26 protein-coding genes are annotated in these 23,224 nt (G+C 71.2%); 7 read left to right on the top strand and 19 right to left on the bottom strand.

Features of this window, described 5'->3' with window-relative positions:
- The first annotated feature begins 91 nt into the window (after positions 1 to 91).
- Complete coding sequence (locus Ade02nite_RS31435) at positions 92 to 442, top strand: hypothetical protein (protein ID WP_203771813.1); 351 nt, start codon at positions 92 to 94, stop codon at positions 440 to 442.
- A gap of 7 nt (positions 443 to 449) precedes the next feature.
- Here the strand turns inward: Ade02nite_RS31435 and murA are convergent, their stop codons facing one another.
- Positions 450 to 1,736, bottom strand: coding sequence for a UDP-N-acetylglucosamine 1-carboxyvinyltransferase (gene murA / locus Ade02nite_RS31440; RefSeq protein ID WP_203771815.1), 1,287 nt, complete (start codon positions 1,734 to 1,736; stop codon positions 450 to 452).
- Between the two features lie 41 nt (positions 1,737 to 1,777).
- Between murA and Ade02nite_RS31445 the strand changes: the two genes are divergently transcribed.
- The 3 genes from Ade02nite_RS31445 to srmL all read left to right on the top strand — a co-directional run bounded on the left by Ade02nite_RS31445 (position 1,778) and on the right by srmL (position 4,101).
- On the top strand, positions 1,778 to 2,356 hold the full coding sequence (locus Ade02nite_RS31445) for a cob(I)yrinic acid a,c-diamide adenosyltransferase (protein ID WP_203771817.1): 579 nt from the start codon (positions 1,778 to 1,780) through the stop codon (positions 2,354 to 2,356).
- 2 nt (positions 2,357 to 2,358) lie between these two features.
- The gene (locus Ade02nite_RS31450; protein ID WP_203771819.1) at positions 2,359 to 2,748 is read left to right on the top strand and encodes a VOC family protein; all 390 of its coding nucleotides are present in this window, start codon (positions 2,359 to 2,361) and stop codon (positions 2,746 to 2,748) included.
- 147 nt (positions 2,749 to 2,895) lie between these two features.
- Positions 2,896 to 4,101 carry a PheS-related mystery ligase SrmL gene (gene srmL / locus Ade02nite_RS31455; protein WP_203771821.1) on the top strand — a complete coding sequence of 402 codons (1,206 nt, stop codon included), beginning with the start codon at positions 2,896 to 2,898 and terminating at the stop codon, positions 4,099 to 4,101.
- Here the strand turns inward: srmL and Ade02nite_RS31460 are convergent.
- Positions 4,003 to 4,803, bottom strand: a complete 801-nt coding sequence (locus Ade02nite_RS31460; protein WP_203771823.1) for a PhzF family phenazine biosynthesis protein — start codon at positions 4,801 to 4,803, stop codon at positions 4,003 to 4,005. The genes srmL and Ade02nite_RS31460 overlap by 99 nt on opposite strands.
- 76 nt (positions 4,804 to 4,879) lie before the next feature.
- On the opposite strand from Ade02nite_RS31460, the gene Ade02nite_RS31465 reads away from it, so the two are divergent.
- The gene (locus tag Ade02nite_RS31465) at positions 4,880 to 5,872 is read left to right on the top strand and encodes an aldo/keto reductase family protein (protein ID WP_203771825.1); all 993 of its coding nucleotides are present in this window, start codon (positions 4,880 to 4,882) and stop codon (positions 5,870 to 5,872) included.
- A 6-nt stretch (positions 5,873 to 5,878) separates the two neighbouring features.
- Here Ade02nite_RS31465 and Ade02nite_RS31470 read toward each other — a convergent pair whose 3' ends face one another.
- The 13 genes from Ade02nite_RS31470 to glyA form a co-directional block, all read right to left on the bottom strand.
- Complete coding sequence (locus tag Ade02nite_RS31470) at positions 5,879 to 6,343, bottom strand: DUF2550 domain-containing protein (RefSeq protein ID WP_203771827.1); 465 nt, start codon at positions 6,341 to 6,343, stop codon at positions 5,879 to 5,881.
- A 9-nt stretch (positions 6,344 to 6,352) separates the two neighbouring features.
- A complete protein-coding gene (locus Ade02nite_RS31475) occupies positions 6,353 to 6,634 on the bottom strand; it encodes a F0F1 ATP synthase subunit epsilon (RefSeq protein WP_203771829.1) in 282 nt (93 codons plus the stop codon).
- A 74-nt stretch (positions 6,635 to 6,708) separates the two neighbouring features.
- Positions 6,709 to 7,827 (bottom strand): LCP family protein, encoded by a 1,119-nt coding sequence (locus tag Ade02nite_RS31480; protein WP_438871004.1) that lies wholly within the window; start codon positions 7,825 to 7,827, stop codon positions 6,709 to 6,711.
- A gap of 173 nt (positions 7,828 to 8,000) precedes the next feature.
- Positions 8,001 to 9,461, bottom strand: a complete 1,461-nt coding sequence (atpD, locus tag Ade02nite_RS31485) for a F0F1 ATP synthase subunit beta (RefSeq protein WP_379036812.1) — start codon at positions 9,459 to 9,461, stop codon at positions 8,001 to 8,003.
- Complete coding sequence (locus Ade02nite_RS31490; RefSeq protein ID WP_203771833.1) at positions 9,458 to 10,387, bottom strand: F0F1 ATP synthase subunit gamma; 930 nt, start codon at positions 10,385 to 10,387, stop codon at positions 9,458 to 9,460. The genes atpD and Ade02nite_RS31490 overlap by 4 nt, the downstream gene beginning before the upstream one ends.
- Before the next feature lie 2 nt (positions 10,388 to 10,389).
- Positions 10,390 to 12,039 (bottom strand): F0F1 ATP synthase subunit alpha, encoded by a 1,650-nt coding sequence (atpA, locus tag Ade02nite_RS31495; RefSeq protein ID WP_203771835.1) that lies wholly within the window; start codon positions 12,037 to 12,039, stop codon positions 10,390 to 10,392.
- A 126-nt stretch (positions 12,040 to 12,165) separates the two neighbouring features.
- Entirely contained in the window at positions 12,166 to 12,987 is an 822-nt protein-coding gene (locus Ade02nite_RS31500) for a F0F1 ATP synthase subunit delta (RefSeq protein WP_203771837.1), read from the bottom strand.
- Positions 12,987 to 13,550, bottom strand: coding sequence for a F0F1 ATP synthase subunit B (locus Ade02nite_RS31505; RefSeq protein ID WP_203771839.1), 564 nt, complete (start codon positions 13,548 to 13,550; stop codon positions 12,987 to 12,989). The genes Ade02nite_RS31500 and Ade02nite_RS31505 overlap by 1 nt, the downstream gene beginning before the upstream one ends.
- A gap of 29 nt (positions 13,551 to 13,579) precedes the next feature.
- Positions 13,580 to 13,816: an ATP synthase F0 subunit C gene (locus Ade02nite_RS31510; RefSeq protein WP_203771841.1), complete on the bottom strand. Its 237-nt coding sequence runs from the start codon at positions 13,814 to 13,816 to the stop codon at positions 13,580 to 13,582.
- An 85-nt stretch (positions 13,817 to 13,901) separates the two neighbouring features.
- Complete coding sequence (gene atpB, locus Ade02nite_RS31515; protein ID WP_203771843.1) at positions 13,902 to 14,696, bottom strand: F0F1 ATP synthase subunit A; 795 nt, start codon at positions 14,694 to 14,696, stop codon at positions 13,902 to 13,904.
- A gap of 15 nt (positions 14,697 to 14,711) precedes the next feature.
- Positions 14,712 to 14,945 carry an AtpZ/AtpI family protein gene (locus tag Ade02nite_RS31520; protein ID WP_143234411.1) on the bottom strand — a complete coding sequence of 78 codons (234 nt, stop codon included), beginning with the start codon at positions 14,943 to 14,945 and terminating at the stop codon, positions 14,712 to 14,714.
- A gap of 209 nt (positions 14,946 to 15,154) precedes the next feature.
- On the bottom strand, positions 15,155 to 15,661 hold the full coding sequence (locus Ade02nite_RS31525) for a hypothetical protein (RefSeq protein WP_239169204.1): 507 nt from the start codon (positions 15,659 to 15,661) through the stop codon (positions 15,155 to 15,157).
- The gene (gene glyA, locus Ade02nite_RS31530; protein ID WP_203771845.1) at positions 15,658 to 16,947 is read right to left on the bottom strand and encodes a serine hydroxymethyltransferase; all 1,290 of its coding nucleotides are present in this window, start codon (positions 16,945 to 16,947) and stop codon (positions 15,658 to 15,660) included. The genes Ade02nite_RS31525 and glyA overlap by 4 nt, the downstream gene beginning before the upstream one ends.
- An 80-nt stretch (positions 16,948 to 17,027) precedes the next feature.
- On the opposite strand from glyA, the gene Ade02nite_RS31535 reads away from it, so the two are divergent.
- On the top strand, positions 17,028 to 18,491 hold the full coding sequence (locus tag Ade02nite_RS31535) for an SDR family oxidoreductase (protein WP_203771847.1): 1,464 nt from the start codon (positions 17,028 to 17,030) through the stop codon (positions 18,489 to 18,491).
- An 18-nt stretch (positions 18,492 to 18,509) separates the two neighbouring features.
- Here Ade02nite_RS31535 and Ade02nite_RS31540 read toward each other — a convergent pair whose 3' ends face one another.
- From Ade02nite_RS31540 to prmC, 4 genes are read right to left on the bottom strand one after another with little or no spacing between them, the layout of a single operon-like run.
- Positions 18,510 to 19,475: an L-threonylcarbamoyladenylate synthase gene (locus Ade02nite_RS31540; RefSeq protein WP_203771849.1), complete on the bottom strand. Its 966-nt coding sequence runs from the start codon at positions 19,473 to 19,475 to the stop codon at positions 18,510 to 18,512.
- Entirely contained in the window at positions 19,472 to 20,065 is a 594-nt protein-coding gene (locus tag Ade02nite_RS31545; protein ID WP_203771851.1) for an arsenate reductase/protein-tyrosine-phosphatase family protein, read from the bottom strand. The genes Ade02nite_RS31540 and Ade02nite_RS31545 overlap by 4 nt, the downstream gene beginning before the upstream one ends.
- A 1-nt stretch (position 20,066) precedes the next feature.
- Entirely contained in the window at positions 20,067 to 20,711 is a 645-nt protein-coding gene (locus tag Ade02nite_RS31550; RefSeq protein WP_203771930.1) for an L-threonylcarbamoyladenylate synthase, read from the bottom strand.
- Between the two features lie 37 nt (positions 20,712 to 20,748).
- Entirely contained in the window at positions 20,749 to 21,624 is an 876-nt protein-coding gene (prmC, locus tag Ade02nite_RS31555) for a peptide chain release factor N(5)-glutamine methyltransferase (protein WP_203771853.1), read from the bottom strand.
- A gap of 82 nt (positions 21,625 to 21,706) precedes the next feature.
- On the opposite strand from prmC, the gene Ade02nite_RS31560 reads away from it, so the two are divergent.
- Positions 21,707 to 23,212, top strand: a complete 1,506-nt coding sequence (locus tag Ade02nite_RS31560) for a GGDEF domain-containing protein (RefSeq protein WP_203771855.1) — start codon at positions 21,707 to 21,709, stop codon at positions 23,210 to 23,212.
- Positions 23,213 to 23,224: the final 12 nt, after the last annotated feature.

The raw sequence follows: 23,224 nt of genomic DNA on the forward strand, positions 1-23,224 counted from the left end.
CACCCTACTTAACGGAAACTCAGGTGCGGAACGCCGCCTCTATCGGGGCGAATCCGCGTAAAACGGCTCGTAGCGGTGCGAGACTATGCCCATGGCCACAGGCAACGGCTGGTACCTCATCGGGCCGCTGATCGCCGTCGGTCTGGTCGGCTTCCTCGGCGCGGTGTTCTGGCGCATGGGCCTCCAGTGGACCCTCTCCCGCGAGCCCGAAACGGGCGACCCGTGCGCGGCCGGGCTCGCCATCTTCGGCGAACCCGACGACTACGGCCTGCTCTGCGCGGCGGCCGTGACGGGCGACGCCGAGGTCGCCGACGAGATCCGCCGGCTGCTCGGCGACGCCGGCATCCGCGCCACCCAGGCGGTCGCCCGCGACGGGCGCACCGCCGTGCTCGTCTTTCCCGAACAGGTCGAGGAGGCCCGCCGCCTGGTGGGCGCCCTGTGAGAAGCGCCTAGAAGTCGAACGTCGGCTCGGGCACGTCGGCCCGCTCCACCTCGGCGCCCAGATTGGCCAGGTCGGCCACGAAGTCGGGGTAGCCGCGGTCGATGTGGTGCACCTCGCCCACCTCGGTCACCCCGTCGGCGCACAGGCCCGCGATGACCAGGCCCGCGCCGGCCCGGATGTCGGTGGCCCGCACCGGCGCCCCGGAGAGGCGGGCGCGGCCGTTCACCACGGCGTGGTGGCCGTCGGTACGGATGTCGGCGCCCAGCCGGACCATCTCGTTCACGAACATGAAGCGCCCGTCGAAGATGTTCTCGGTGATCAGCGACGAGCCCTCGGCCACCGAGGCGAGACCCAGCGCCATCGGCAGCAGGTCGGTCGCGAACCCCGGGTAGGGCAGGGTGACGATGTCGACGGCCTTGGGCCGGTCGTCCATCCGCACCCGGAACTGATTGTCACCCGGCTCGACCGTCGCGCCGGCCGTCACCAGCTTGTCGAGCGCGATGTCGAGGAACTCGGGCCGCACGCCCTGCACCGTCACGTCGCCGCGGGTCATGGCGGCGGCGAAGGCCCACGTGCCACCCACGATGCGGTCGCCGACGGTGGTGTGACGCACCGGCCGCAGCTCGTCGACCCCCTCGATGACCAGCGTCGAGGAGCCGGCCCCCTCGATGTGGGCGCCCATGTCGGTGAGCATCTCGCAGATGTCGACGATCTCCGGCTCCCGGGCCGCGTTGTCGATCTCGGTGGTGCCCTTGGCGAGCACCGCGGCCATCAGCAGGTTCTCGGTGGCGCCGACGCTCGGGAAGTCCAGCCAAATCTTGCTGCCGCGCAGGCCGTGCGGCGCCGAGGCGATGACGAAGCCGTGCTCGCCCGAGATCTCGGCACCCATCCGCGCCAGGCCGCTGACGTGCATGTCGAGCCCGCGCGACCCGATCATGTCGCCGCCCGGCAGCGCCACCCGCACATAGCCGCGGCGGGCCAGCAGCGGCCCGAGCACGCAGATCGACGCCCGCAGGCGGCGCACCAGGTCGTAGTCGGCCTCGCTGCCCGGCTCGGCGGGCACGTCGATGGTCGCCTCACCGCCGTCCAGGGTGACCTGGCAGCCCAGCCGCCGCAGCACCTCGGCCATGATGGCGATGTCGGTGATGCGCGGCACGTTGTCCACCACGCTGCGGCCCTGCGCGAGCAGAGCGACCGCCATCAGCTTGAGCGCGGAGTTCTTCGCGCCACCGACGCCGACCTCACCGGTCAGCGCGGTACCGCCCTTCACCCTGATCACATCCACGCGGGCCATGGTATGAGCCGCCGACGAACCGCCCTCCGTAGGGTGGGGGCATGGCCGTTCATCTCACTCGCATCTACACCCGCGCCGGCGACGGCGGGCAGACCCGCCTCGGCAACAACGAGGTCGCGGCGAAGACCGATCCGCGCATCCAGGCGTACGCGGACGCCGACGAGTGCAACGCCGCGCTGGGCGTCGCCCTGGCCATGGGTGACCTGCCCGAGGACGTGAAACGGGTGCTCGGCGTCGTACAGAATGATCTCTTCGACGTCGGCGCCGACCTCTGCAACCCGGCGTCCGAGGACCCGCCCTATCCGCCGCTGCGGATCACCGAGGAGTACGTGACCCGCCTCGAGAAGTGGTGCGACGAGTTCCTGGAGCCCCTCCCGGCGCTCGACAGCTTCATCCTCCCGGGCGGCACCCCCGGCGCGGCCCTGCTCCACGTGGCCCGCACCGTGGCGCGGCGCGCGGAACGCTCGGCGTGGGCGCTCGTCGAGGCGGACCCGTCGCGCACCGGCGAGATGCCGGCCAAATACCTGAACCGCCTCTCCGACCTGCTGTTCATCCTGTCCCGCACGGCGAACCCCGGAGGCGACGTCAAGTGGGTCCCGGGCGGCGGCACGGCGGAGTAGGAATGCTGCACCACGTCGAGCTGTGGGTGCCCGACCTGGCCGGCTCCCTGCGCCCGTGGGGCTGGCTGCTGGGCGAGCTGGGCTGGAAGCGGTACCAGGACTGGCCGGGCGGCAGGTCCTGGCGGCACGGCGAGGTCTACCTCGTGATGGAGCAGTCGCCGGCGCTGTCGGGCACGGTGCACGACCGGCTGGCGCCGGGGCTCAACCACCTGGCCTTCACGGTGGGCGGGCGCGCCGAGGTCGACCGGCTGGTGGAGGAGTCGGGGCAGCACGGGTGGGGGTTGCTCTTTCCCGACAAGCATCCGCACGCGGGAGGGCCGGAGTCGTACGCGGCCTACCTGGAGGACGCGTGGGGCTTCGAGGTGGAGCTCCAGCCGGGCCCGCCGGACTGAAATTCGCTTCCCCGGCCTGTCACGATGGAGGCATGACCTCGCGCGTAGGTGATTTTGCCCGGCCCCGTTGGCGGCCGGCCGATCCCACGCGCGGGTGATCCTCACCGCCGGCTTCGCACGGGGCTCCCTCGTGAAACGGAGAAGCCGATGTCCCTCACCGACGACCTCGCCGTCCGTGACCTCAGCGACCCGGCGCAGGGTCCGCACGCCCTCCAGCAGATGGTCGCCGCGGTGCTCGGCGCCGCCACGGCACGATGGCCCTCGGCGCACCTGCTCGTCCATCGCGGCGAGCGGATCGTCGACGTGGCCGACAACTACGACAGGCTGGGCTACAGCGCCTCGGCGGCGGCCCGGGACGCGAGATATACGCGGTATGTGGATGACCACCGCATGCTGCGCTCTCAGACTTCGGCCCTCATTCCGGGCGCGCTGCGGCGGCTGACGGCACGGGAGGCGCTCGTCGCGTGCCCGGGGATCGTCTACCGCCGCGACTCGATAGACCGCCTGCACACCGGCACCCCGCACCAACTGGACCTGTGGCGGGTGACCGGCGGCTCGGATCCGGGCGGCCTGCTCGAGCTCATCGAAGTCGCGGTGGGCGCGGCCCTGCCCGGCGCCGCCTGGCGGGTGCACCCGGCGGACCACCCCTACACGACCGGCGGGCTCGAGATCGAGGCCCGGGCGGGCGGCGCCTGGGTCGAGATCGGCGAGTGCGGGGTGGCCGCCGCGCACGTGATCGGGCCGGGGCGGTCGGGGCTGGCTCTCGGGCTGGGCCTCGACCGGCTCGTCATGCTGCGCAAGGGGATCGACGACATCCGGCTGCTGCGCTCCGCCGACCCGCGGGTGGCGGCCCAGATGCTCGGCCTCGGCCCCTACCGTCCGGTCTCGGCCCAGCCCGCGGCCCGGCGGGACGTCTCCGTCGCGCTCCCGGCCGGGGTGACCGCCGAGGAGGTCGGCGACCGGGTGCGTGACCTGCTGGGCGCGGACGCCGAGCTGGTCGAGGAGGTGAGCATCCTGTCGGCGACCCCGCCGGAGGAGCTGCCACCCGCCTCCCGCGAGCGCCTCGGCATCCGCCACGGCGAGGTCAACGTGCTGGTCCGCGTCGTCCTGCGCGATCTGCGCGCCGCCCTGTCCAAACAGCGGGCCAACGCCCTGCGCGACCACATCTACGAGGGCCTGCACGAGCCCGCCCGCCGGAACAAGACGGCGACGAGCCGCCGGCCCACGGCGACCCCGAGCCGGAGCGTCCGGCGATCAGGTGTGCAGGGTCCCGTCGATGACCGTGACCGCCTTGCCGGTCAGGAGGGTGCGGTCGTCGCGCAGCGAGACACGGACGTAGCCGCCGCGCGGTGACGCCTGGTAGCCGACCAGCTCGGTGCGGCCGCCGAGGCGGGCCGACCAGAACGGGGCGAGGGCCGTGTGGGCGCTGCCCGTCACCGGGTCCTCCCCCACGCCCGCCGCCGCCCCGAAGAAGCGGGACACGAAGTCGTAGCCCTCGCCGGAGGCCCGGGCGGTGACCACCACCCCGCGGTTCTCGAAGGTGGCCAGGGCGGTCAGGTCGGGCGTGAGCGAGCGCACCGCCTCCTCGTCGAGCACCTCGATCAGCAGGTCGTCGGTGTTCGGGCCGGTGTGGTGCACCGACAGCGGCGTCACGCCGAGCGCGTCGAGCACCCGAGGGTCCGCCTGGAACGGGCTCAGGGGCGCGGTCGGGAAGTCGAGCGTGATCCACCCCTCGCCGTCCGTGGAGGCGGTGAGGATGCCGCTGCGGGTGGCGAAGCGCACGACTCCCTTGCTCTCCAGAGCGTGCGCCGTGGCCAGCGTGGCGTGCCCGCAGAGCGCCACCTCGACGGCCGGGGTGAACCAGCGCAGCGCGTAGTCGGCGTCGCCGCCGGGCGGGAGCGGGTGCAGGAACGCCGTCTCGGAGAGGTTCACCTCGGCCGCGACCGCCTGCATCCACTCCTCGCCGGGGAACTCCGGCCCGTCCAGCACGACCACGCCGGCCGGGTTGCCGGCGAACGGCCGGTCGGTGAAGGCGTCGATGATTCGAATCCGCATAACGACGACGCTAGGGGGCACAGCCAGTGTCGGCGAGAGCCACCTGCGAAGAGCTGGATCAGGGAAGAGGAACACTATGCGTTACCGCAAGCTCGGCAGCTCCGACCTCGAAGTCTCCGAGATCTCGCTGGGATCATGGCTGACCTATTCGGGTGGGGTCGCGGCCGAGCAGACCCGCGCCTGCACCGAGGCGGCCTTCGACGCCGGGATCAATTTCTTCGACACCGCCAACGTGTACGGGCGCGGCGCGGCCGAGGAGGCGTGGGGCGAGATCCTGTCCCAGCATCCGCGCGACTCGTACATCCTGGCCACCAAGGTGCAGGGCCAGATGTCCGACACCGACCGGGGGCTCTCGGCCCGGCAGATCGCCAAGCAGATCGACGCCTCGCTGAGCCGGCTGCGCACCGACTACGTGGACCTCTACCAGGCGCACCGGTTCGACGTCGACGTGCCGATCGAGGAGACGATCGAGGCCTTCCAGGAGGTCGTACGCCAGGGCAAGGCCCGCTATCTCGGCTTCAGCGAGTGGACGCCCGAGCAGATCCAGGCCGCCGTCGACATCGCCGGGCCCCACCTCTTCGTCTCGTCGCAGCCGCAGTACTCGATGCTCTGGCAGGCGCCCGAGGCCGAGGTCTTCCCGCTGAGCGCCGCGAACGGCATCTCGCAGATCGTGTGGTCGCCGCTCGCCCAGGGGGTGCTCACCGGCAAGTACAAGCCCGGCGAGGCGCTGCCGGCCGGCTCGCGCTTCGCCAGCGACGAGATGGGCGGGGCCAAGGATCTGGTGCTCAACGACGCCACCCTGGAGGCCGTGCAGCGCCTCGTGCCGATCGCCGGGGAACTGGGCGTCAGCATGGCCACGCTGGCCCTCGCCTGGGTGCTGCGCCGCGGTGAGGTGGCCTCCGCCATCACCGGCGCCTCCCGGCCGGAGCAGGTGCACGCCAACGCGGCCGCTTCCGGCGTGGAGCTGAGTGAGGACGTGCTACGGCGGATCGACGAGGCTCTCGGCGACGCCCCGGTGCGGGGGCCGAGGCTGGCGCCCTTCGCCCAGGAGGGCGTCAAGCACCGCTGAGCCGCGTCAGTTTTCGATCGTGCGGGGGCGGATCACCGGGCGGGCGATGCTGCCCGGTGGTCCCGGCGGGGCGGCCTCGAGCCACGAGAGGAAGCCGGTCACCGTGGACTCGGCCATGGCGATCTCGATCTCGTCGGTGGCCGTGGCGAGGCGCAGGACGACCCAGTGGCCGGGGATGGTGAGGCGCTCGGGGCCGACGGGACGGCGGCGCTCCTCGATGACGAGGGCGCCGCGGTCGAGCACGCGCTTGGGGCGGAAGGCGAAGCTGAAGATGCGGTGGATGCGCAGCTCACCGCCGACGAACTGGCCGATGGCCGTGGACCAGCCGCGGCCCGGCACCAGCGTGCTGATGTGGATCTGGAGGCGGATCGTGCCGCCGCCGACCATGAGCAGCCGGCGGCGGAAGAAGATCGCGAAGAGGACGACGAGCGCAGCGACGATGCAGATTCCGATGACTTCCAGAATCTCCATCGCCGGTCGTCAGTGGGTCTCGGGGGTGGCGGGGGTCGCGCTCTCGGCGAGAACGGTCACGCCGTCCGCGTCGATCGAGAGGAAACCGCCGGAGACGTCGTACGTCAGCTGCTCGCCCCCGGCGAGCTTGACCCGCACCTGCGACGGCTCCTTGAGCAGGCCCAGCAGCGGCGAGTGACCCGGCAGCACGCCGATCTCACCCTCGGTGGTCCGCGCGACGAGCATCTCGGCCTCGCCGGACCAGACGCTCTCCTCGACGGCTACGACCTTGACGGGCAGCTGGTTGGCCACGCTGTCCTCCTGTTGAGCCCTGATACCGGAATGGGTGAAGTCTAGACGGCGCCCTTTTCGAGGGTGGCACCAGGTCAGACGTTGGTGTTGATGTACTCGGGGTGGCGGAAGATGAAGCTCTGCACCTGGTCGGCGCGGACGGCCTTGAAGAAGTCGGCGGCGCTGTCCTCGAGCGCCTCGCCGCGGTAGTCGCCGTCGACGATGACCGAGTTGCCGGGCAGCTTGATCAGGGTCATGTCGTCGGAGCGCAGGTTCTTGAGCGCGAAGGCCCAGTCGACCACGTTGTGGCCGCCGCCGTCGAAGATCAGCGCCTTGCCGGCCGCCTTGAGCACCTTGTCGAGCTTGGCGGGGTTGGTCACCACGTCCTTGCTCAGCGCCTGCTTGGCCATGGCCTTGATGAACTGCTGCTGGTGGCGCTGGCGGTCGTAGTCGCCGCGCGGAAGGCCGTAGCGCTGCCGCACGTAGTCGAGGGCCTGCCAGCCCTGGAGGTGGTAGGTGCCCTTCTTGTACTCCGCCTGGGGGCCGTAGTAGGGGTGGGCGCAGCTGTTGTCGGCGCACCTCTCGTAGCGCGGGCGGGGCTTGCCGTTGGGCTGGAGGTGCTCGGACTTCACGTTCTGGTCGATCGTCATGGTGACGCCGCCCATGGCGTCGACGATCGCCTTGAAGCCGTTGAAGTTGAGGATCACGCCGGCGTCGAACTCGGCGATGCCGGTGAGCCGGCCGACCGTCTTGGCGAGCAGGTCGAAGCCCTGGACGACGTCGTGCTTGCCGTTGCCCACCGCGCTGCCGTACCCCATCGCGGCGTTGATCTTGGCCCGGCCGCCCTTGAAGCCCGTCTTCTCGAAGGCGGGGATGTCGACGATCAGGTCGCGCGGGACCGAGAAGAGGTAGGCCTGGCTCAGGTCCTTGGGGATGTGCGCGACGATGATCGAGTCGGAGAGCGGCGTCTGCGTCTCGCGGCGGGGGTCGACGCCGACCAGAAGGATGTTGAGCGGGCCCTTGATGTCGGACTTCGCTTCCTTCGTGGCGCCGGCCGCGGCGTTGCCGAACAGGTCCTGGGTCTCGACGGCGCCCGCGTAGCGCGCCACCAGCACCTGCTGGGTGATGATCGCGCCGCCGCTGACCACCATGAGGACGCAGCCGAAGATCGCGCAAAGGCGCGCCCACAAGGGCGCGCGGCGTTTCCTGGCCACAGGCTCTCCCCACGGTTGTCGATGTCAGCCGCCCAACGAACGACAAGAGTACCCAGAAAGAGCCACCGGATCCGGGACTCGCAGACGGGTCAAACCAGACAAATCTGGCTTGGGTACGGCGAAGCCGCGCCCACCATCACGGTCGGCGCGGCTCCGTCGGAAGCTGAGCGAACTCAGCCCTTCATCAGCTCGTGCGCGTTCTTCTCGAGGTCCTCGAGGCCACCGCACATGAAGAAGGCCTGCTCGGGGTAGTTGTCGTACTCACCCTCGCTGATCTTCTTGAACGCCTCGATGGTCTCCTTCAGCGGGACCGTCGAGCCGGGGACGCCGGTGAACTGCTCCGCCGCGTACGTGTTCTGCGACAGGAACCGCTCGATGCGGCGGGCCCGCTGCACCGTGACCTTGTCTTCCTCGGACAGCTCGTCCATACCGAGGATGGCGATGATGTCCTGGAGGTCCTTGTACTTCTGCAGGATCCGCTGCACCTCGCGGGCGACCGCGTAGTGCTCGGCGCCGACGAACTCGGGCGCCAGGATCCGCGAGCTCGAGGCCAGCGGGTCCACGGCCGGGTAGATGCCCTTGTCGGAGATCGACCGCTCGAGGTTGGTCGTCGCGTCCAGGTGGGCGAACGTCGTGGCCGGCGCCGGGTCGGTGTAGTCGTCGGCGGGCACGTAGATCGCCTGGAGCGAGGTGATGGCCTTGCCCCGGACGGAGGTGATCCGCTCCTGCAGCTCGCCCATCTCGTCGGCCAGCGTGGGCTGGTAACCCACGGCCGACGGCATGCGGCCGAGCAGCGTCGACACCTCGGAGCCGGCCTGGGTGAACCGGAAGATGTTGTCGATGAAGAGCAGCACCTCCTGGTTCTGGACGTCCCGGAAGTACTCCGCCATGGTCAGCGCGGACAGGGCGACCCGCAGGCGGGTGCCCGGCGGCTCGTCCATCTGGCCGAAGACGAGGGCGGTCTTGTCGAGAACGCCACCCTCCTCCATCTCCAGGATGAGGTCGTTGCCCTCACGGGTGCGCTCGCCGACGCCGGCGAACACCGACGTACCACCGAAGTTACGGGCGACCCGGATGATCATCTCCTGGATGAGCACCGTCTTGCCCACGCCCGCGCCGCCGAACAGGCCGATCTTGCCACCGCGCACGTACGGCGCGAGCAGGTCGAGCACCTTGATGCCGGTCTCCAGCATCTCGGTCTTGGGCTCGAGGTCGGCGAACGCCGGGGGCTTGCGGTGGATCGACCAGCGCTCCTGGATGTCCAGGGTCGACGGGTCGGCGTTGAGCACGTCGCCGAGGGCGTTGAACACGTGGCCCTTGGTCACGTCGCCGACGGGCACCGAGATCGGCGCGCCGGTGTCGGTGACCTCGGCGCCCCGGATCAGGCCGTCGGTCGGCTGCATCGAGATCGCGCGGACCAGGTTGTCACCCAGGTGCTGGGCGACCTCCAGGGTCAGCTTCTTGGTGCCCTCGGAGAGGGTCACCTCGACGTGCAGCGCGTTGTAGATGTCGGGCATGGCGTCACGCGGGAACTCGGCGTCGACGACCGGGCCGATGACCCGGACGACGCGGCCGACGCCGGTCTCCGCCTTGAGGGGGCCAGCCCCGCCGGAGGTGGTCGTAACAGTCATCACACATCACTTCCCGCCGCGGCCAGCGCGTTGGCGCCGCCGACGATCTCACTGATTTCCTGGGTGATCGCAGCCTGCCGCGCGGAGTTCATCTCGCGCGTGTACCGCTTGAGCAGGTCGTCCGCGTTGTCCGACGCGCTCTTCATCGCCCGCCGCCGGGAGGCCGACTCGCTCGCCGCCGAGTCCAGCAACGCCGCGTAGATCCGCGTGTTGAGGTACTTCGGCAGCAGCGCGTCGAGCAGCTCGTCGGCGTCCGGCTCGAACTCGTACGCCGGGCGCAGCCCGGGCTCGACCTCGCGCTCCTCGACCTGCATCGGCGCCAGGAAGTGCGCCTCCGCGCTCTGCGTCATCAGCGACTTGAACTGCGTGCTGACGATGTGGAGCTCGTCGACGCCCTGGATGCCGTCCGGGCCGTAGGTGGCTTCGGTGTCGTCCGCACCCGCGACGAAGGCCTCCAGCAGGGCGTCGCCGATGGCCTTGGCGTCGGAGAACGACGGCCGCTCGGAGAAGCCCGTCCAACTGGCCTCGATCGGCCGGTTGCGGAACTTGTAGTAGCCGACGCCCTTGCGGCCGACCACGTAGAGCACCGCTTCCTTGCCGTCCGCCTTGAGCCGGGAGATCAGCTGCTCGGCGGTGCGGATGGCGTTGGCGTTGTAGGCGCCGGCCAGGCCACGGTCACTGGTGATCAGCAGGACGCCCGCCCGCCGGACCCGCTCGCGCGGGACCAGCAGGGGGTTGTCGATCGTCGCGTTGGACGCCAGGGCGGTCAGGACCTGGGTGATCGCCTCCGAATAGGGCTTGGAGGCGGCGACCCGCTCCTGGGCCTTGGCGATGCGGCTGGTCGCGACCAGCTCCTGCGCCTTCGCGATCTTCTTGGTCGACCGGACGGTGCGGATGCGCCGCCGGAGGGCCTGTACCTGACCGGCCATGACTACTCGCTCTCGGCCGGACGCGAAACCTCGCGCGTCACGGTCTCGCGCGTCTGGCGGCCCTCTTCCAGCGGCTCGGCCGGGTTCTCGTTGACCGAGGAACCGGTCTCGCCCCGCTTGAAGAGCTCCTTGAACTCGGTCACACCGCTCTTGAGGTTCTCGATGTCGTCGTCCGACAGCAGGCCGGTCGACTCGATCGCGGTGACGGTGTCGCTGCGGTGCCGCTTGATCCACTGCAGGAAGTCCTGCTCGAAGCGGCGCACGTCGCCCACCGGGATGTCGTCGAGCTGGCCGGTGGTGCCGGCCCAGATCACGATGACCTCGTCGACGACCGAGTAGGGCGAGTACTGCGGCTGCTTGAGCAGCTCGACCAGGCGGACGCCCTTCTCGAGCTGGGCACGCGACGCGCGGTCCAGGTCGGAGGCGAAGGCCGAGAAGGCCTCCAGCTCACGGAACTGGGCCAGGTCGAGGCGGAGACGGCCGGAGACCGAGCGCATCGCCTTGACCTGCGCCGAGCCACCCACCCGGGACACCGACGTACCGACGTTGATCGCCGGGCGGACACCCGAGGCGAACAGGTCGGTCTCGAGGAAGATCTGACCGTCGGTGATCGAGATGACGTTGGTCGGGATGTAGGCCGAGATGTCGTTGGCCTTGGTCTCGATGATCGGCAGACCGGTCATCGAGCCGCCGCCCAGCTCGTTCGAGAGCTTGGCGCAGCGCTCGAGCAGCCGGGAGTGCAGGTAGAAGACGTCGCCCGGGTAGGCCTCGCGGCCCGGCGGGCGGCGCAGCAGCAGCGACACGGCGCGGTACGCCTCGGCCTGCTTGGTCAGGTCGTCGAAGACGATCAGGACGTGCTTGCCGTTGTACATCCAGTGCTGGCCGATGGCCGAGCCCGTGTACGGCGCGATGTACTTGAAGCCGGCCGGGTCGGAGGCGGGAGCCGCGACGATGGTCGTGTACTCCAGCGCACCCTGCTCCTCGAGCGTGCCCCGGATCGACGCGATCGTGGTGGCCTTCTGGCCGATCGCGACGTAGATGCAGCGGACCTGCTTGTCCGGGTCGCCGGACTCCCAGTTGGCGCGCTGGTTGATGATCGTGTCGATCGCGACAGTGGTCTTGCCGGTCTTGCGGTCGCCGATGATCAGCTGGCGCTGGCCGCGGCCGATCGGCGTCATGGCGTCGATCGCCTTGATGCCGGTCTGCAGCGGCTGCTTGACGGGCTGGCGCGCCATGACGTTCGGCGCCTGGAGCTCGAGCTCGCGGAAGCCCTCGTTGGCGATCTCGCCACGGTCGTCGATCGGGTTGCCCAGCGGGTCCACCACGCGACCGAGGAACGCGTCGCCGACCGGCACGGAGAGGACGCGGCCGGTCCGCTTGACCTGCTGCCCCTCCTCGATGCCGCCGAAGTCACCCAGGACCACGACGCCGATCTCGCGGACGTCGAGGTTGAGGGCGACACCCAGCGTGCCGTCCTCGAACTCGAGCAGTTCGTTCGCCATCGTCGAGGGCAGGCCCTCGACGTGCGCGATGCCGTCGCCCGCATCGGAGACGATGCCGACCTCCTCGCGGGAGACCTCGGGCGTGTAGGACGAGACGTAGCGCTCTAGCGCCCCCCGGATCTCGTCCGAGGAGATGGTCAGCTCGGCCATCCTCTGCCTTCTCTGTCTAGCTCGGGACGTCTCCGCCACCGAGGGGCCTGCTCAGCTCCGCCGCCAGGGGCGGAGCTGAGTCTCAAATTTTCGTCGCAGTGCGGCGAAGCCGCCTTGGAAGCTCAGCTACTTGGAGAACGCCTGCTTGGCGGCGTTGAGCCGCCGCAGGATCGTGCCGTCGTAGAGGTCGGAGCCGACCTTGACGCTGACGCCGCCGATGATCGAGGGATCGACGTCGACCTTCAGCGAGACCTGCCGGCCGTAGATGTCGGACAACTTGGCAGCCAGCGCCTGCTCGTCGGCGTCGGTGAGCGGCTTGGCGACCGTCACGTAGGCGACCTCGCGATCGCGCTTCGCGGCGGTCATCTCGACCAGCCGGGTCAGCGATCCCTCGAAGCTACGGCCCCCGAAGCCCTCGAGTGCCACCTCGATGAGCCGCACCGTGGCCGGCTGGGCCTTGCCCTTCAGCAAGTCCTCCACCAGCTTAACCCGGCGCTCGGTCGGCGCACCCGGGTCACTGAGCGTGACGGCCAGCTCGGCGTTGCCGGAGACGATCTGCCCGAAGCGGAACAGCTCGTCCTCGACCTCGGCGAGGTTGCCCGACTTCTCGGCACCGGCCAGCACGGCCTCGGCGCCGAGACGCTCGGTCACGTCGAGCAGCTCGGCGGGCCGGGAGAACCGGCCGGCGACGAGCGAGGCCAGGACGTCGACCGTGACCTGGGATGCCTTGCCCGACAGCAGCGAGCGCAGCAGCTCGCCCCGGTCGGCGCCGGAGCGCGACGGGTCGGTCAGCGCCCGGCGCAGCCGCGGCTGGGCCCGCAGGATGCCGGCCACCGACAGGATCTCGTCGGCGACCGTGCCGGCCTGCGCGGCCGTGGCCGTGGCGGTGGCCGAGGTCAGCTTCTCAACGGCCTCGGCGTAGGCCTGCTGGCCGGCGGTCGACGCCATCAGCGCCGCCCGCCCGCCGAGCCGGCCGCGCCGAGCTCGTCGATGAACCGCTCGACGGTGCCCCGGCTGCGCGCCTCGTCGGCGAGGGCCTCGCCGACGATCTTGCTGGCCAGGTCGACGGCGAGCGTGCCCACCTCGGACCGAAGGTCGCGCACGATGCTCTCGCGCTGGGCGGCGAGCTGCTCGTTGCCGGCCGCGATGATGCGGTCCGACTCCTCGCGGGCCTTGGCCAGCACATCCTGACGGATGCCCTCGGCGTCGGCCCGGGCCTCGTCGCGGATGCGAGCGGCCTCGGTGCGAGCCTCGGCGAGCTGCGCGCGGTACTGCTCGAGCAGCTGGTTGGCCTCGGCCTGAGCCGCCTCGGCACGCTTGATGCCACCCTCGATGGCGTCCACCCGCGCCGCGAAGGTCTTCTCCATCATCGGGAAGACGAACTTCATCAGCACGAAGCAGAGGATGCCGAAGGCGATGATGCCGAGAACGACCTCCTGCCAGAGCGGGATGATCGGGTTGTGCTCGGTCTCAGCCGCCTCAGCCGCTAGCTGGTAATAGGTGGTGATCATTCAGACCTCCGCAACGCGGGAAGGGGGGCTTAGAACTCGCCGGCCCAGATGAAGCCGAAGGCGATGCCGAGGAGGGCGAGCGCCTCGATGACGGCGAAGCCGATCCAGACGTACGGCAGGGTCAGGCGCGACGACTCCGGCTGGCGGGCGGTGGACTGGATGTACGCGGAGAAGACCAGACCGACACCGATGCCGGGGCCGATGGCGGCAAGGCCGTAACCGATGGCGGCGGTGCTACCACCGACGGCGGCAAGAACGTCGTACATTGTCAATTCCTCCTGGTATCTCGCGTGGATGTCACGCGGGACGACAACGGGGTGTTACAGGTGGTGCGGGACTTGCGGGAAGTGCTCAGTGCTCGTCGGCGAGCGCGCCCTGGACGTAGCTCGCGGTCAGCACGGTGAAGACGTAGGCCTGGAGGCAGATGACCAGGAACTCCAGGAAGGTCAAGGCGATGGTCATCGCCCACGACACGACCGAGAACGGCGCGAACCAGACGTTGGCGTTCAGCATCGCGAAGCCGCCCAGCGTGAACACCAGCAGCAGCATGTGGCCGGCGAACATGTTGGCGAAAAGACGGACGGCGAGCGAGAACGGCCGGACGATGAAGGTCGAGAAGAACTCGATCGGGATCAGCAGCGGCAGAATGAACCACGGCGCCGGCGGGATCAGGGCGTGCTTGAAGTATTTCAGGCCGCCGTGGTGCTTCATGCCGATGTAGATGAACATGACGTAGCTGATCACCGCGAGAACCGCCGGGAACGCGATGTGCGAGTTCGGCGAGATCTGCGCGAACGGCACGATGGCCCAGAAGTTCATCAGCAGGATGAAGACGAACAGCGTCGTCAGGTACGGCGCGAAGTTGATGCCCCGCTTGCCGAGCATGTCGACCGCGATGTTGTTCCGCACGAAGCCGTAGATGCTCTCGGCGATCCACTGCTTCTTGGTGGGAACCAGCTTGGGCTTCCGGTACGTGACCAGGAAGAAAATGATGATCAGCGCAACCGAGATCCACAGGAGCGCAGTGATCTTGGTAAACCAGTAGCTGTCGTGCCCGCCCCACGGCACGATGCTGGGCAGGTAGAAATCCTCGACGCTCGGCGGGAACGGAACGTCCGCCGCGAGGACTGTCGACTGACCGGTCACCGTAGCCCTTTCCTGTCAGGCGCCGAGACGGCGCACGATGAGGTAGACACCGCCGCCGATACCAACGACCGCGCCTATACCGGCGAAGATGCCCTTGGTCCCGACCCAGTGGTCGACCAGCAAACCGATCCCTCCCCAGACCAACATCCCCGCGATGAGGTAGGCGACGGCAGTCATTCCCATGCCCGTGTCGGGCGGAGGCGGACCGTCGTCGTCCTGGGGATTCCTGGGAGGTTCTTGACCGGTCATGACGGCCCGAACGATATCAGCAGGAAAGACAAGGCTAAGCGCGGCCCCCCGCACAACCGCAGTTGTCCAGGCGTCAGGGGTCGCGCAACTGGAAGGACACGGTACTCCCCCTTCGCCATAACCGGACAACCGCCGAGCGTTCACGTCACCGTTTCGAGGTCAACAAACCACGAAAGGGACGCTGACGAGCGCAAACAGCCGTTAGATGATCACTTTGGGCGACTGACGCGGTGAATCCACCACGCCTGGACGCCGGTCCAGACCACCACGCCCGCGACGATTCCCCAGCCGAGCGCGTCCTTGCCCCGCCAGTCACTCGCCACTCCGTACGCGAGGACGACACCGAGGACCGAGTACTTCAGCACGTACGTCAGCAGCGCGACCGGCATCAGCAGCGCCGGCCGGACCGTGTCGGCCCAAGCGATCACCAATGTCGACATCGTATAGCTGATCGTCACTATAAGCACGCCAATTGCGGCGCCCAGGCCCGCCGTGGGCCCGCTGACCAGGAACCCGACCGAGGCGGCGCAGAGCAGCAGCGCGAACGCGACGGCCGTCAGGAACGGCAGGTGCGCCACCCGCCAGCGCGGATCGGCCGGCAACGGGGGCAGGTCGGGCAGCGGCCGGTCGTCGTCCTCGTCCTTGTCGCGAAGGGTCGGGTCGAGCGCCGGATCGTACGGCTCGATCTCGAGGTCGTCGGAGCGAGAGCGCCTCACGCCATCGCCTCCTGCCCCGCGTAGGCGGGGAACCGGCCGACCAGCGCGCCGACCTCGTCGGCCACCCCGGCGAGCCGTGCCGCGCCCGGAGCCGTGCCCGGATCGCAGCGCACCGCGACGCCGATCAGCCCGGCGATCTGCCGCATTTCACCCTCCCGCATCCCCTGGGTGGTCACGCTCGGCGACCCCACCCGGATGCCCGACGCTACAGCCGGGCGCTGCGGATCGTACGGGATCGCGTTCTTGTTGAGGCTGATGCGGGCCAGGTCACAGCGCGCCTCGGCGTCGCGGCCGGTCACGCCGAGCCCGGTCAGGTCGACCAGCGCGAGGTGGGTGTCGGTGCCGCCGGAGACGGGCCGCATGCCCTCGGCGGCCAGCCCCGCGGCCAGCGCCTGCGCGTTTCTGACCACCTGACGGGCGTACCCCTGGAAGTCCGGAAGCGCGGCGAGCCGCAGCGCCACCGCCTTGCCGGCGATCGCGTGCATCATCGGGCTGCCCTGGCTGAACGGGAACACCGCGCGGTCGACGCGCTCGGCCAGCTCGGCGCGGCAGAGGATCATGCCGCCGCGCGGGCCGCGGAGCACCTTGTGCGTGGTGCAGGTGACCACGTCGGCGTACGGGACGGGCGAGGGGACCGCCCGGCCGGCCACCAGGCCGATGAAGTGGGCGGCGTCGACCAGCAGGTAAGCGCCCACCTCGTCGGCGATCGCGCGGAACGTGGCGAAGTCGATGGCCCGGGGGTACGCGGTCGCGCCGCAGATGATCAGCTTGGGGTGGTGGGCGAGCGCGAGGTCGCGCACCTCGTCGTAGTCGATCTCCTCGGTGTTCGGGGTGACGCGATAGCCGACCGGATGGAACCACTTGCCGGAGAAGTTGACCCGGCTGCCGTGGGTCAGGTGGCCGCCGTGCGGCAGCTCCATGGCCAGCACCGTGTCGCCCGGCTCGGCCAGCGCCGCGTACGCCGCCAGGTTGGCCGCCGTGCCCGAGTGTGGCTGCACGTTGGCGTGGTCGGCGCCGAACAGGTCGCGGGCGCGCTGGACGGCCAGCTCCTCGGCGTGGTCGGCCTCGGCGCAGCCGCCGTAGTAACGACGCCCGGGGTAACCCTCCGCGTATTTGTTGGCGAGCGTGGAGCCGAGCGCGGCCAGCACCTCGGGCCAGGTGTAGTTTTCGCTGGCGATCAGCTGGAGCCCGGCCCGCTGCCGGTCGACCTCGGCGAGGAGGACATGGGCGATCTCCGGATCGGCACGCTCGAGCGCGGCGAAGTCCGGCCCCCAGAAGGTGTCCACGCGCCCTCCCCGAGTAGGCAACGCTGCCAGAAAAGAGCATATGGCTTACGGCGGCCCTCCGGCGGGCACAGTCTGCAGTTATGCGCTGCTTGGTGACGGGTGCGACCGGATACATCGGCGGGCGGCTGGCCCCGCGCCTGCTCGACGCCGGCCACGAGGTGCGATGTCTGACCCGCGGGCCGGGACGGCTGCGGGACGTGCCGTGGGCCGGCCGGGCCGAGATCGTGCGGGGCGACCTGGAGGACGCGGAGTCGCTGCGCGCCGCGTTCGAGGGCGTCGACGTCGCCTACTTCCTGATGCACTCGCTGGGCCGGCGCGACTTCGAGAAACGCGACCGGCGGGCGGCGGAGAACTTCGCGGCGGCGGCCCGCGCCGCGCACGTGTCCCGCATCGTCTATCTGGGCGGTCCCGAGCCGCCGGAGGGCGAGAGGGCGAGCGCCCACCTGCGCTCGCGCACGGAGGTGGCCCGGATCCTGCTCGCCAGTGGGGTGCCGACGACAGTGCTGCGGGCGCCGGTGATCATCGGTTCCGGCTCGGCGTCGTTCGAGATGCTGCGCTACCTGACCGAGCGCCTGCCGGTCATGGTGACGCCACGCTGGGTGCGCAACCGGATCCAGCCGATCGCGGTGCGTGACGTTCTGCGGTACCTCATCGTGTCCGCGAGCATGCCGTCGTCGGTCAACCGCGCCTTCGACATCGGCGGCCCGGACGTGCTGACGTACGCCGAGATGATGCAGCGCTACGCGAAGGTCGCCGGCCTGCGCCGCCGCGTCATCGTGCCGCTGAGGCCGCTGAGCCCGTGGCTGTCGGCCCACTGGGTCGGCCTGGTCACCCCGGTGCCCAACGCGATCGCCCGGCCCCTGGTGGCCAGCCTGGTGCACGAGGCCGTGGCCCACGAGAACGACATCGCCGAATTCTCCGCCGACAAGCCGCTCGGCTTCGACGAGGCGGTCCGGCACGCCCTCTGCAAGATCCGGGACGCGAACGTGGAGACCCGCTGGGCGGACGCCGCCGGGCGGGACGCGGCGGCCGAGCCCCTGCCCTCCGACCCGGCGTGGTCCGGCGGCAGCGTCTACGTCGACGAGCGCTCGCGGCCGGTCGACGCCCCGGTCGACGCGCTGTGGCGGGTCATCGAGGGCGTGGGCGGCGAGAACGGCTGGTACTCGTTCCCCCTGGCCTGGTCGGTGCGCGGCTGGCTGGACCGGCTGGCCGGCGGGGTGGGCCTGCGCCGGGGCCGCCGCGACCGCCAGCACCTGCGCGTCGGCGAGGCGCTGGACTGGTGGCGGGTCGAGGAGATCGTGCCCGGCAAGCTGCTGCGCCTGCGCGCCGAGATGCGGGTGCCCGGGCGGGCCTGGCTCGAGATGTGCGCCACCGAGGACGGCGACGGCCGCAGCGTCTACCGCCAGCGCGCCGTCTTCCTGCCCCGCGGCCTGGCCGGTCACGCCTACTGGGCCTCGGTCCTGCCCTTCCACGGCGTCATCTTCAGCGGCATGGCTCGCAACATCGCCAAGGGCGCCCGTCCGACCACCCCACCGCCGCCCTGAAAGCGATTAAGACCCCGTCTATTTCGCCGCGGCCCTCGTGAGGCGGTCGCGGATCGCGAGCCAGTCCTCGGTCTGCGGTGGCTCCTGCACCAGGATCGTGGCCACGCCGGCGTCGTCCAGGCGGTGCAGCGCGGCGTAGAGGTCGGCCGCGTACTCCCCCGGGTCGGCGGGAAGGATCTCGGCGCCCGGGACGTCAGCGGTCTCGTACGTCAGCACGCCGATCGGCTCGGCCAGCTCGGCACGGTCGACGTCGCGCACGTCCTTGGCGAGGATCAGCGTGGCCCGCGGCGCGTAGTGGCGCCGGCTCATGCCCGGCGACGGGCGGGCCGCGCCGTCCGCCACCGTGTCGGGCAGGCCGATCGACCCGGTGACCTCCCGGATCGCCCGAAGCGGGAGCGCACCCGGCCGCAGCAGCGTGGGTGTCTCGTCCACCAGGCTCAGCACCGTCGACTCGATGCCCCACGAGCTCGCCCCGCCGTCGAGCACGAGCGGCACGTCGGGCAGGCTGCGCACCACGTGCTCGGCGGTGGTCGGCGAGATCGACTCGGAGCGGTTGGCGCTGGGCGCGGCGAGCGGCAGCCCGCTCGCCTCGAGCAGCCGGAGCGCCACCTCGTGGGCGGGGATCCGGATCGCGATGGTGTCGTTCTCGGCACCCACGCCGGCCAGGTGCCGGGCCCGTGGCAGCACGAGGGTGAGCGGACCCGGCCAGAACCGGGCGGCCAGCTCGTTCGCGAGCGACGGCCACGACTCGGTCAGCGCGCGGGCCGCCTCGACGTTCGCGACGTGCACGATCAGCGGGTTCCACGACGGGCGGTTCTTCAGCCGGTAGACCTCGCCGATCGCCCGGGCGGAGAACGCGTCGGCGCCCAGCCCGTACACGGTCTCGGTGGGGAAGGCGACGACGGACTCGGCCCGCAGCACCTCCACGGCACGGCGCAGCCCGTCCGCGTCGGGCCGGACGATCTTTTCCGAAGGGAGAGTCACGGCAGGAGCAGGGTGGCGAACGGGACCGTGGTGTCCTCGATCTCGTTGCCGATGCGCTGGAAGGTCTGGTCGCCGCGGCCCCACGGGTCGTCGAGGTCGTCGCCCTCGCGCGGCGGGTCGTCGCCGCGCAGCCGGGCCACCTCCTCGACGATCGCCACGCCGCGGGCGTGCACCGCCTCGGGCTGGGGCTCGGCCGCCGGCAGCCGGCTCTCGTCGACGCCGGCCAGCAGCCGGCCGAACTCGCCCGTCACGAAGGTGCGCGAGGCCGCGTCGGGCCGCAGCGCCACCACGTAGTCGAGCTGGTCGGCGGTGGCGGTCAGGATCAGGTCGGCCTCGTCGATGAAGTCGCCGCGCAGCTTGCGGGCCGCGAAGCCGTCGGCGGCGCCGCCCCGGGCGCGCACCTGGCGGGCGGCGGGCGGGTTCATCTCCTCGCCCTCGTGCCAGCCGCCGGTGCCGGCGCTGAGGCTGCGGACCAGCTTTTCGCCCTGCTCGCCGGCCCTGTCCTTGACGGCGCGGGCAAGCAGGCGCTCGGCCATCGGCGACCGGCAGATGTTTCCCATGCAGATGTGCAGGACGGTGAACGGCTCCACGTCAGCCCTCCGCCGCCAGGATCTCGGGCACGACGTCGCGCAGCTTCTCGAACGGGACGGCGCCGTTGCGCAGCACGCGCGGGACGTCGCCGGTCACGTCGACGATCGTGCTGGGCGCCGGGTCGAGCGCCGGCCCGGCCTCGAGGTAGACCCGGACCGCGTACTCCAGCTGGTCGCGGGCCTCGTCGGCCGTGTTGGGCGCCAGGCGGCCCACCTTGTTGGCCGTGGTGACGGCCATCGGGCCCACCTCGCGCAGCACCTCGAGGGCCACCGGGTGCAGCGGCATGCGGACCGCGACCTGCCCGCCGGTGTCGCCGAGGTCCCACTGGAGGCTCGGCGAATGCTCGACGTAGAGGGTCAGCGCGCCCGGCCAGAACGCGTCGGCCAGCTCGCGCGCCGCCTTGGGCAGCGAGTAGACCAGGCCGTCGAGCGTGTGCCGGGAGCCGACCAGCACGGGCGGCGGGACCTGGGTGGTGACGCTGCGCGCCTGATGCAGGGCGGTGATGGCGTGCGGCGTGAAGGCGTCGGCGCCGATGCCGTAGACCGTGTCGGTCGGCATCACCACCAGCTCACCGCTCTTGACCGCCTCGACGGCGGCGGCGATGCCGCGATCCCGGTCCGCGGTGGTACGGCAGTCGTAGAGCATCACACCGTGCAGTCTGCCATGCGCCGCGGCGCATCGATCAGGTGCGCCGTGCCGTCGCGTAGCGGGGACGACCGGTGAGATCCGGGTGCGCGGTCACCTCGGTGAAGCGGCCGTCGGCGCGCAGCAGCTCGGGCAGCGCCGCGCCGTGCACGTCGTCGTGCTCGATGCCCACCACGCCACCGGGTCTGAGCAGCTCGGCGGCGCGCTGGACGACCGGGCGGATGACGGTGAGCCCGTCGGCGCCGCCGAAGACCGCCTCGGCCGGGTCGTGGTCGGCCACCTCCGGCGGCACGGGCGTGCCCTCCGGCACGTACGGCGGGTTGCACAGCAGCACGTCGACCGCGCCGCGCAGGCCGGACAGGAGCGAAGGATCGGTCACGTCGCCCTGCACCACCTCGACGGCCGGGAACCCGGCGGCGTTGCGGCGCAGATAGCCCAGCGCCACCGGCGAGCGCTCCACGGCGACGACCCGGCCGGCGGCGCTCTCGTCGGCGACGGACAGCGCGATCGCCCCGGTGCCGCTGCAGAGGTCGACCACCGTCGCCCCCGGCGCGGTGTGCTCGATGCCCCAGCCGGCGAGAAGCTCCGTCTCAGGACGTGGGACGAAGACGCCGTCGCCGACCGCCAGCTCCAGATGACGGAACGCCGCGGTGCCGAGCAGATGTTGCAGCGGCACGCGCCGGGCGCGCTCGGCGACCAGCGCGCGCAACCGGCGCAGCTCGTCCGGCCGCACGCTGTCGACCAGCAGCAGCCGTCCGCGCGGGATCTCCAGCACGTGCGCGGCGAGGATCTCGGCGTCGACCCGGGGCGACGCCACCCCGGCCGCCGAGAGATCGGCGACCGCCGCTGCGATCGCCTCGCTCAGCCTGGTCCGTACCAAGGGCCGGGAGCTGTCTTCGGAGTCCGGTTCCACGGCATAATCATCGAACGTCACGTGCGCCGCCGACCGGCCGGGTCGGCGATGCTCCTCGCGTGGCACGGGTGGGAGGCGCCTGGTGAGTTGGTTGGACCAGCTCGCGGAGAACGTCGACGAGCTCCAGCGCGCCGGCAGCCTGCAACAGAACGGCCGGTCCGCCGAGGCGCTGCCGATCCTCGACGGTGTCCTCGCCACGGCCACCGATCCGACCACCCGGGCCTATGCGCTGGTCCAGCGCTTCGGCGCCCTCATCAACCTGGGCCGCGTGGCCGAGCTGGCGACCGCGATGACCGCCGCCGACAACGCGGTCCGCGAGATCCCCGACCCCTACCTGCGTGGCCAGATGCACGCCTTCGCCGCCCTGGGCGCCCATCTCGAGCGCAACCTCGACCGCGGCGTCACCCATCTGGTGCAGGCGTCGCGCGCGCTGGCCGCGGTGCGCGAGAACGACTCCGAGACCGCCTGGGGCTGGCACGACCTCGCCATGGCGTACTCGTACCTCGGCTTCCACGGCCACGCGCTGACCGCGATCGAGCAGGCCCGTCAGGTCGGCGCCGCGGCCGGCCTGGCCCCCGAGATCTTCGCGGCCCCGGGCATCCGGCTGCGCAACGCCGTCTCCCTCGACCACCAGGGCGACACCGACGGCTGCCTGCGGGTGCTGCGCGACATCGACGCCGAGCTGAGCCGGTACGTCGCGATCGGCGCCGGCCAGCTGCGCCCCGGCAGCCGCGCGGCGTACGGCTACGCACTGGCCCGCCGCGCCGCGCTGGGCGAGGAGACCGAGGCGAACGCCGCCGAGTGGCTGACCGGCGGTGGCGACAGCATCCGCACCCGCGACCTGCGCCACCTCGGCAACGTCTGCCTCGCCATCGCCGGCGGCCGGCCCGGGCACGCGCTGTCCATGCTGGACGCCGTGCCGGTCGCGCCCGAGGTGCTCGGCGCCGCCGAGCCGGCCCGCCTGCGCAGCATCTGTTACGCCGCCGCGGGCGACCACGCCGCCGCGCACACCGCCGACCGCTACGCGTTCCGGCTCGCCGCCCAGCGCATCGACCGGCTCCGCGACGGCTACCTCGACGGCGTCGCGGCCCGCCTCGACGCCCAGGAGACCCAGCGCGACCCCGGCCGGTACGGCGACGAGACCCTGACCGACCCGCTGACCGGCCTGCCCAACCGCCGCCAGCTCGAGCGGTACGTGACCGCGCTGCTGGCCCGGGGCGAGCGCGCCGCGGTAGGCGTGTGCGACCTGATCGGCTTCACGGCCGTGAACGCGCGGCACGGCCGGCACTGCGGCGATCTCGTCCTCCAGCGCATCGCCGGCGTGCTCAACCGGGTCATGCGCCGCGGCGACTTCGTGGCGCGCTTCGCCGGCGACGAGTTCGTGGTGGTGCTCCCCGGCGCCGGCACGGCACAGGCCGCCGAGGTGTCCCGCCGGCTCGCCGCCGCCACGAACGCGGAGAACTGGCAGGTCCTGGTGCCGGGCACGCCGGTCGGGCTGGCGGCGGGCTGGTCCGAGGTGGGCACCAACGGGCGTACGCTCAGTGCGGCGCTGGCCGCGGCTGCCGCGGCCAGGCAACCCACCCGATGACGACGATGTAGA

This window comes from Paractinoplanes deccanensis (assembly GCF_016862115.1).
GTDB lineage: Bacteria > Actinomycetota > Actinomycetes > Mycobacteriales > Micromonosporaceae > Actinoplanes > Actinoplanes deccanensis.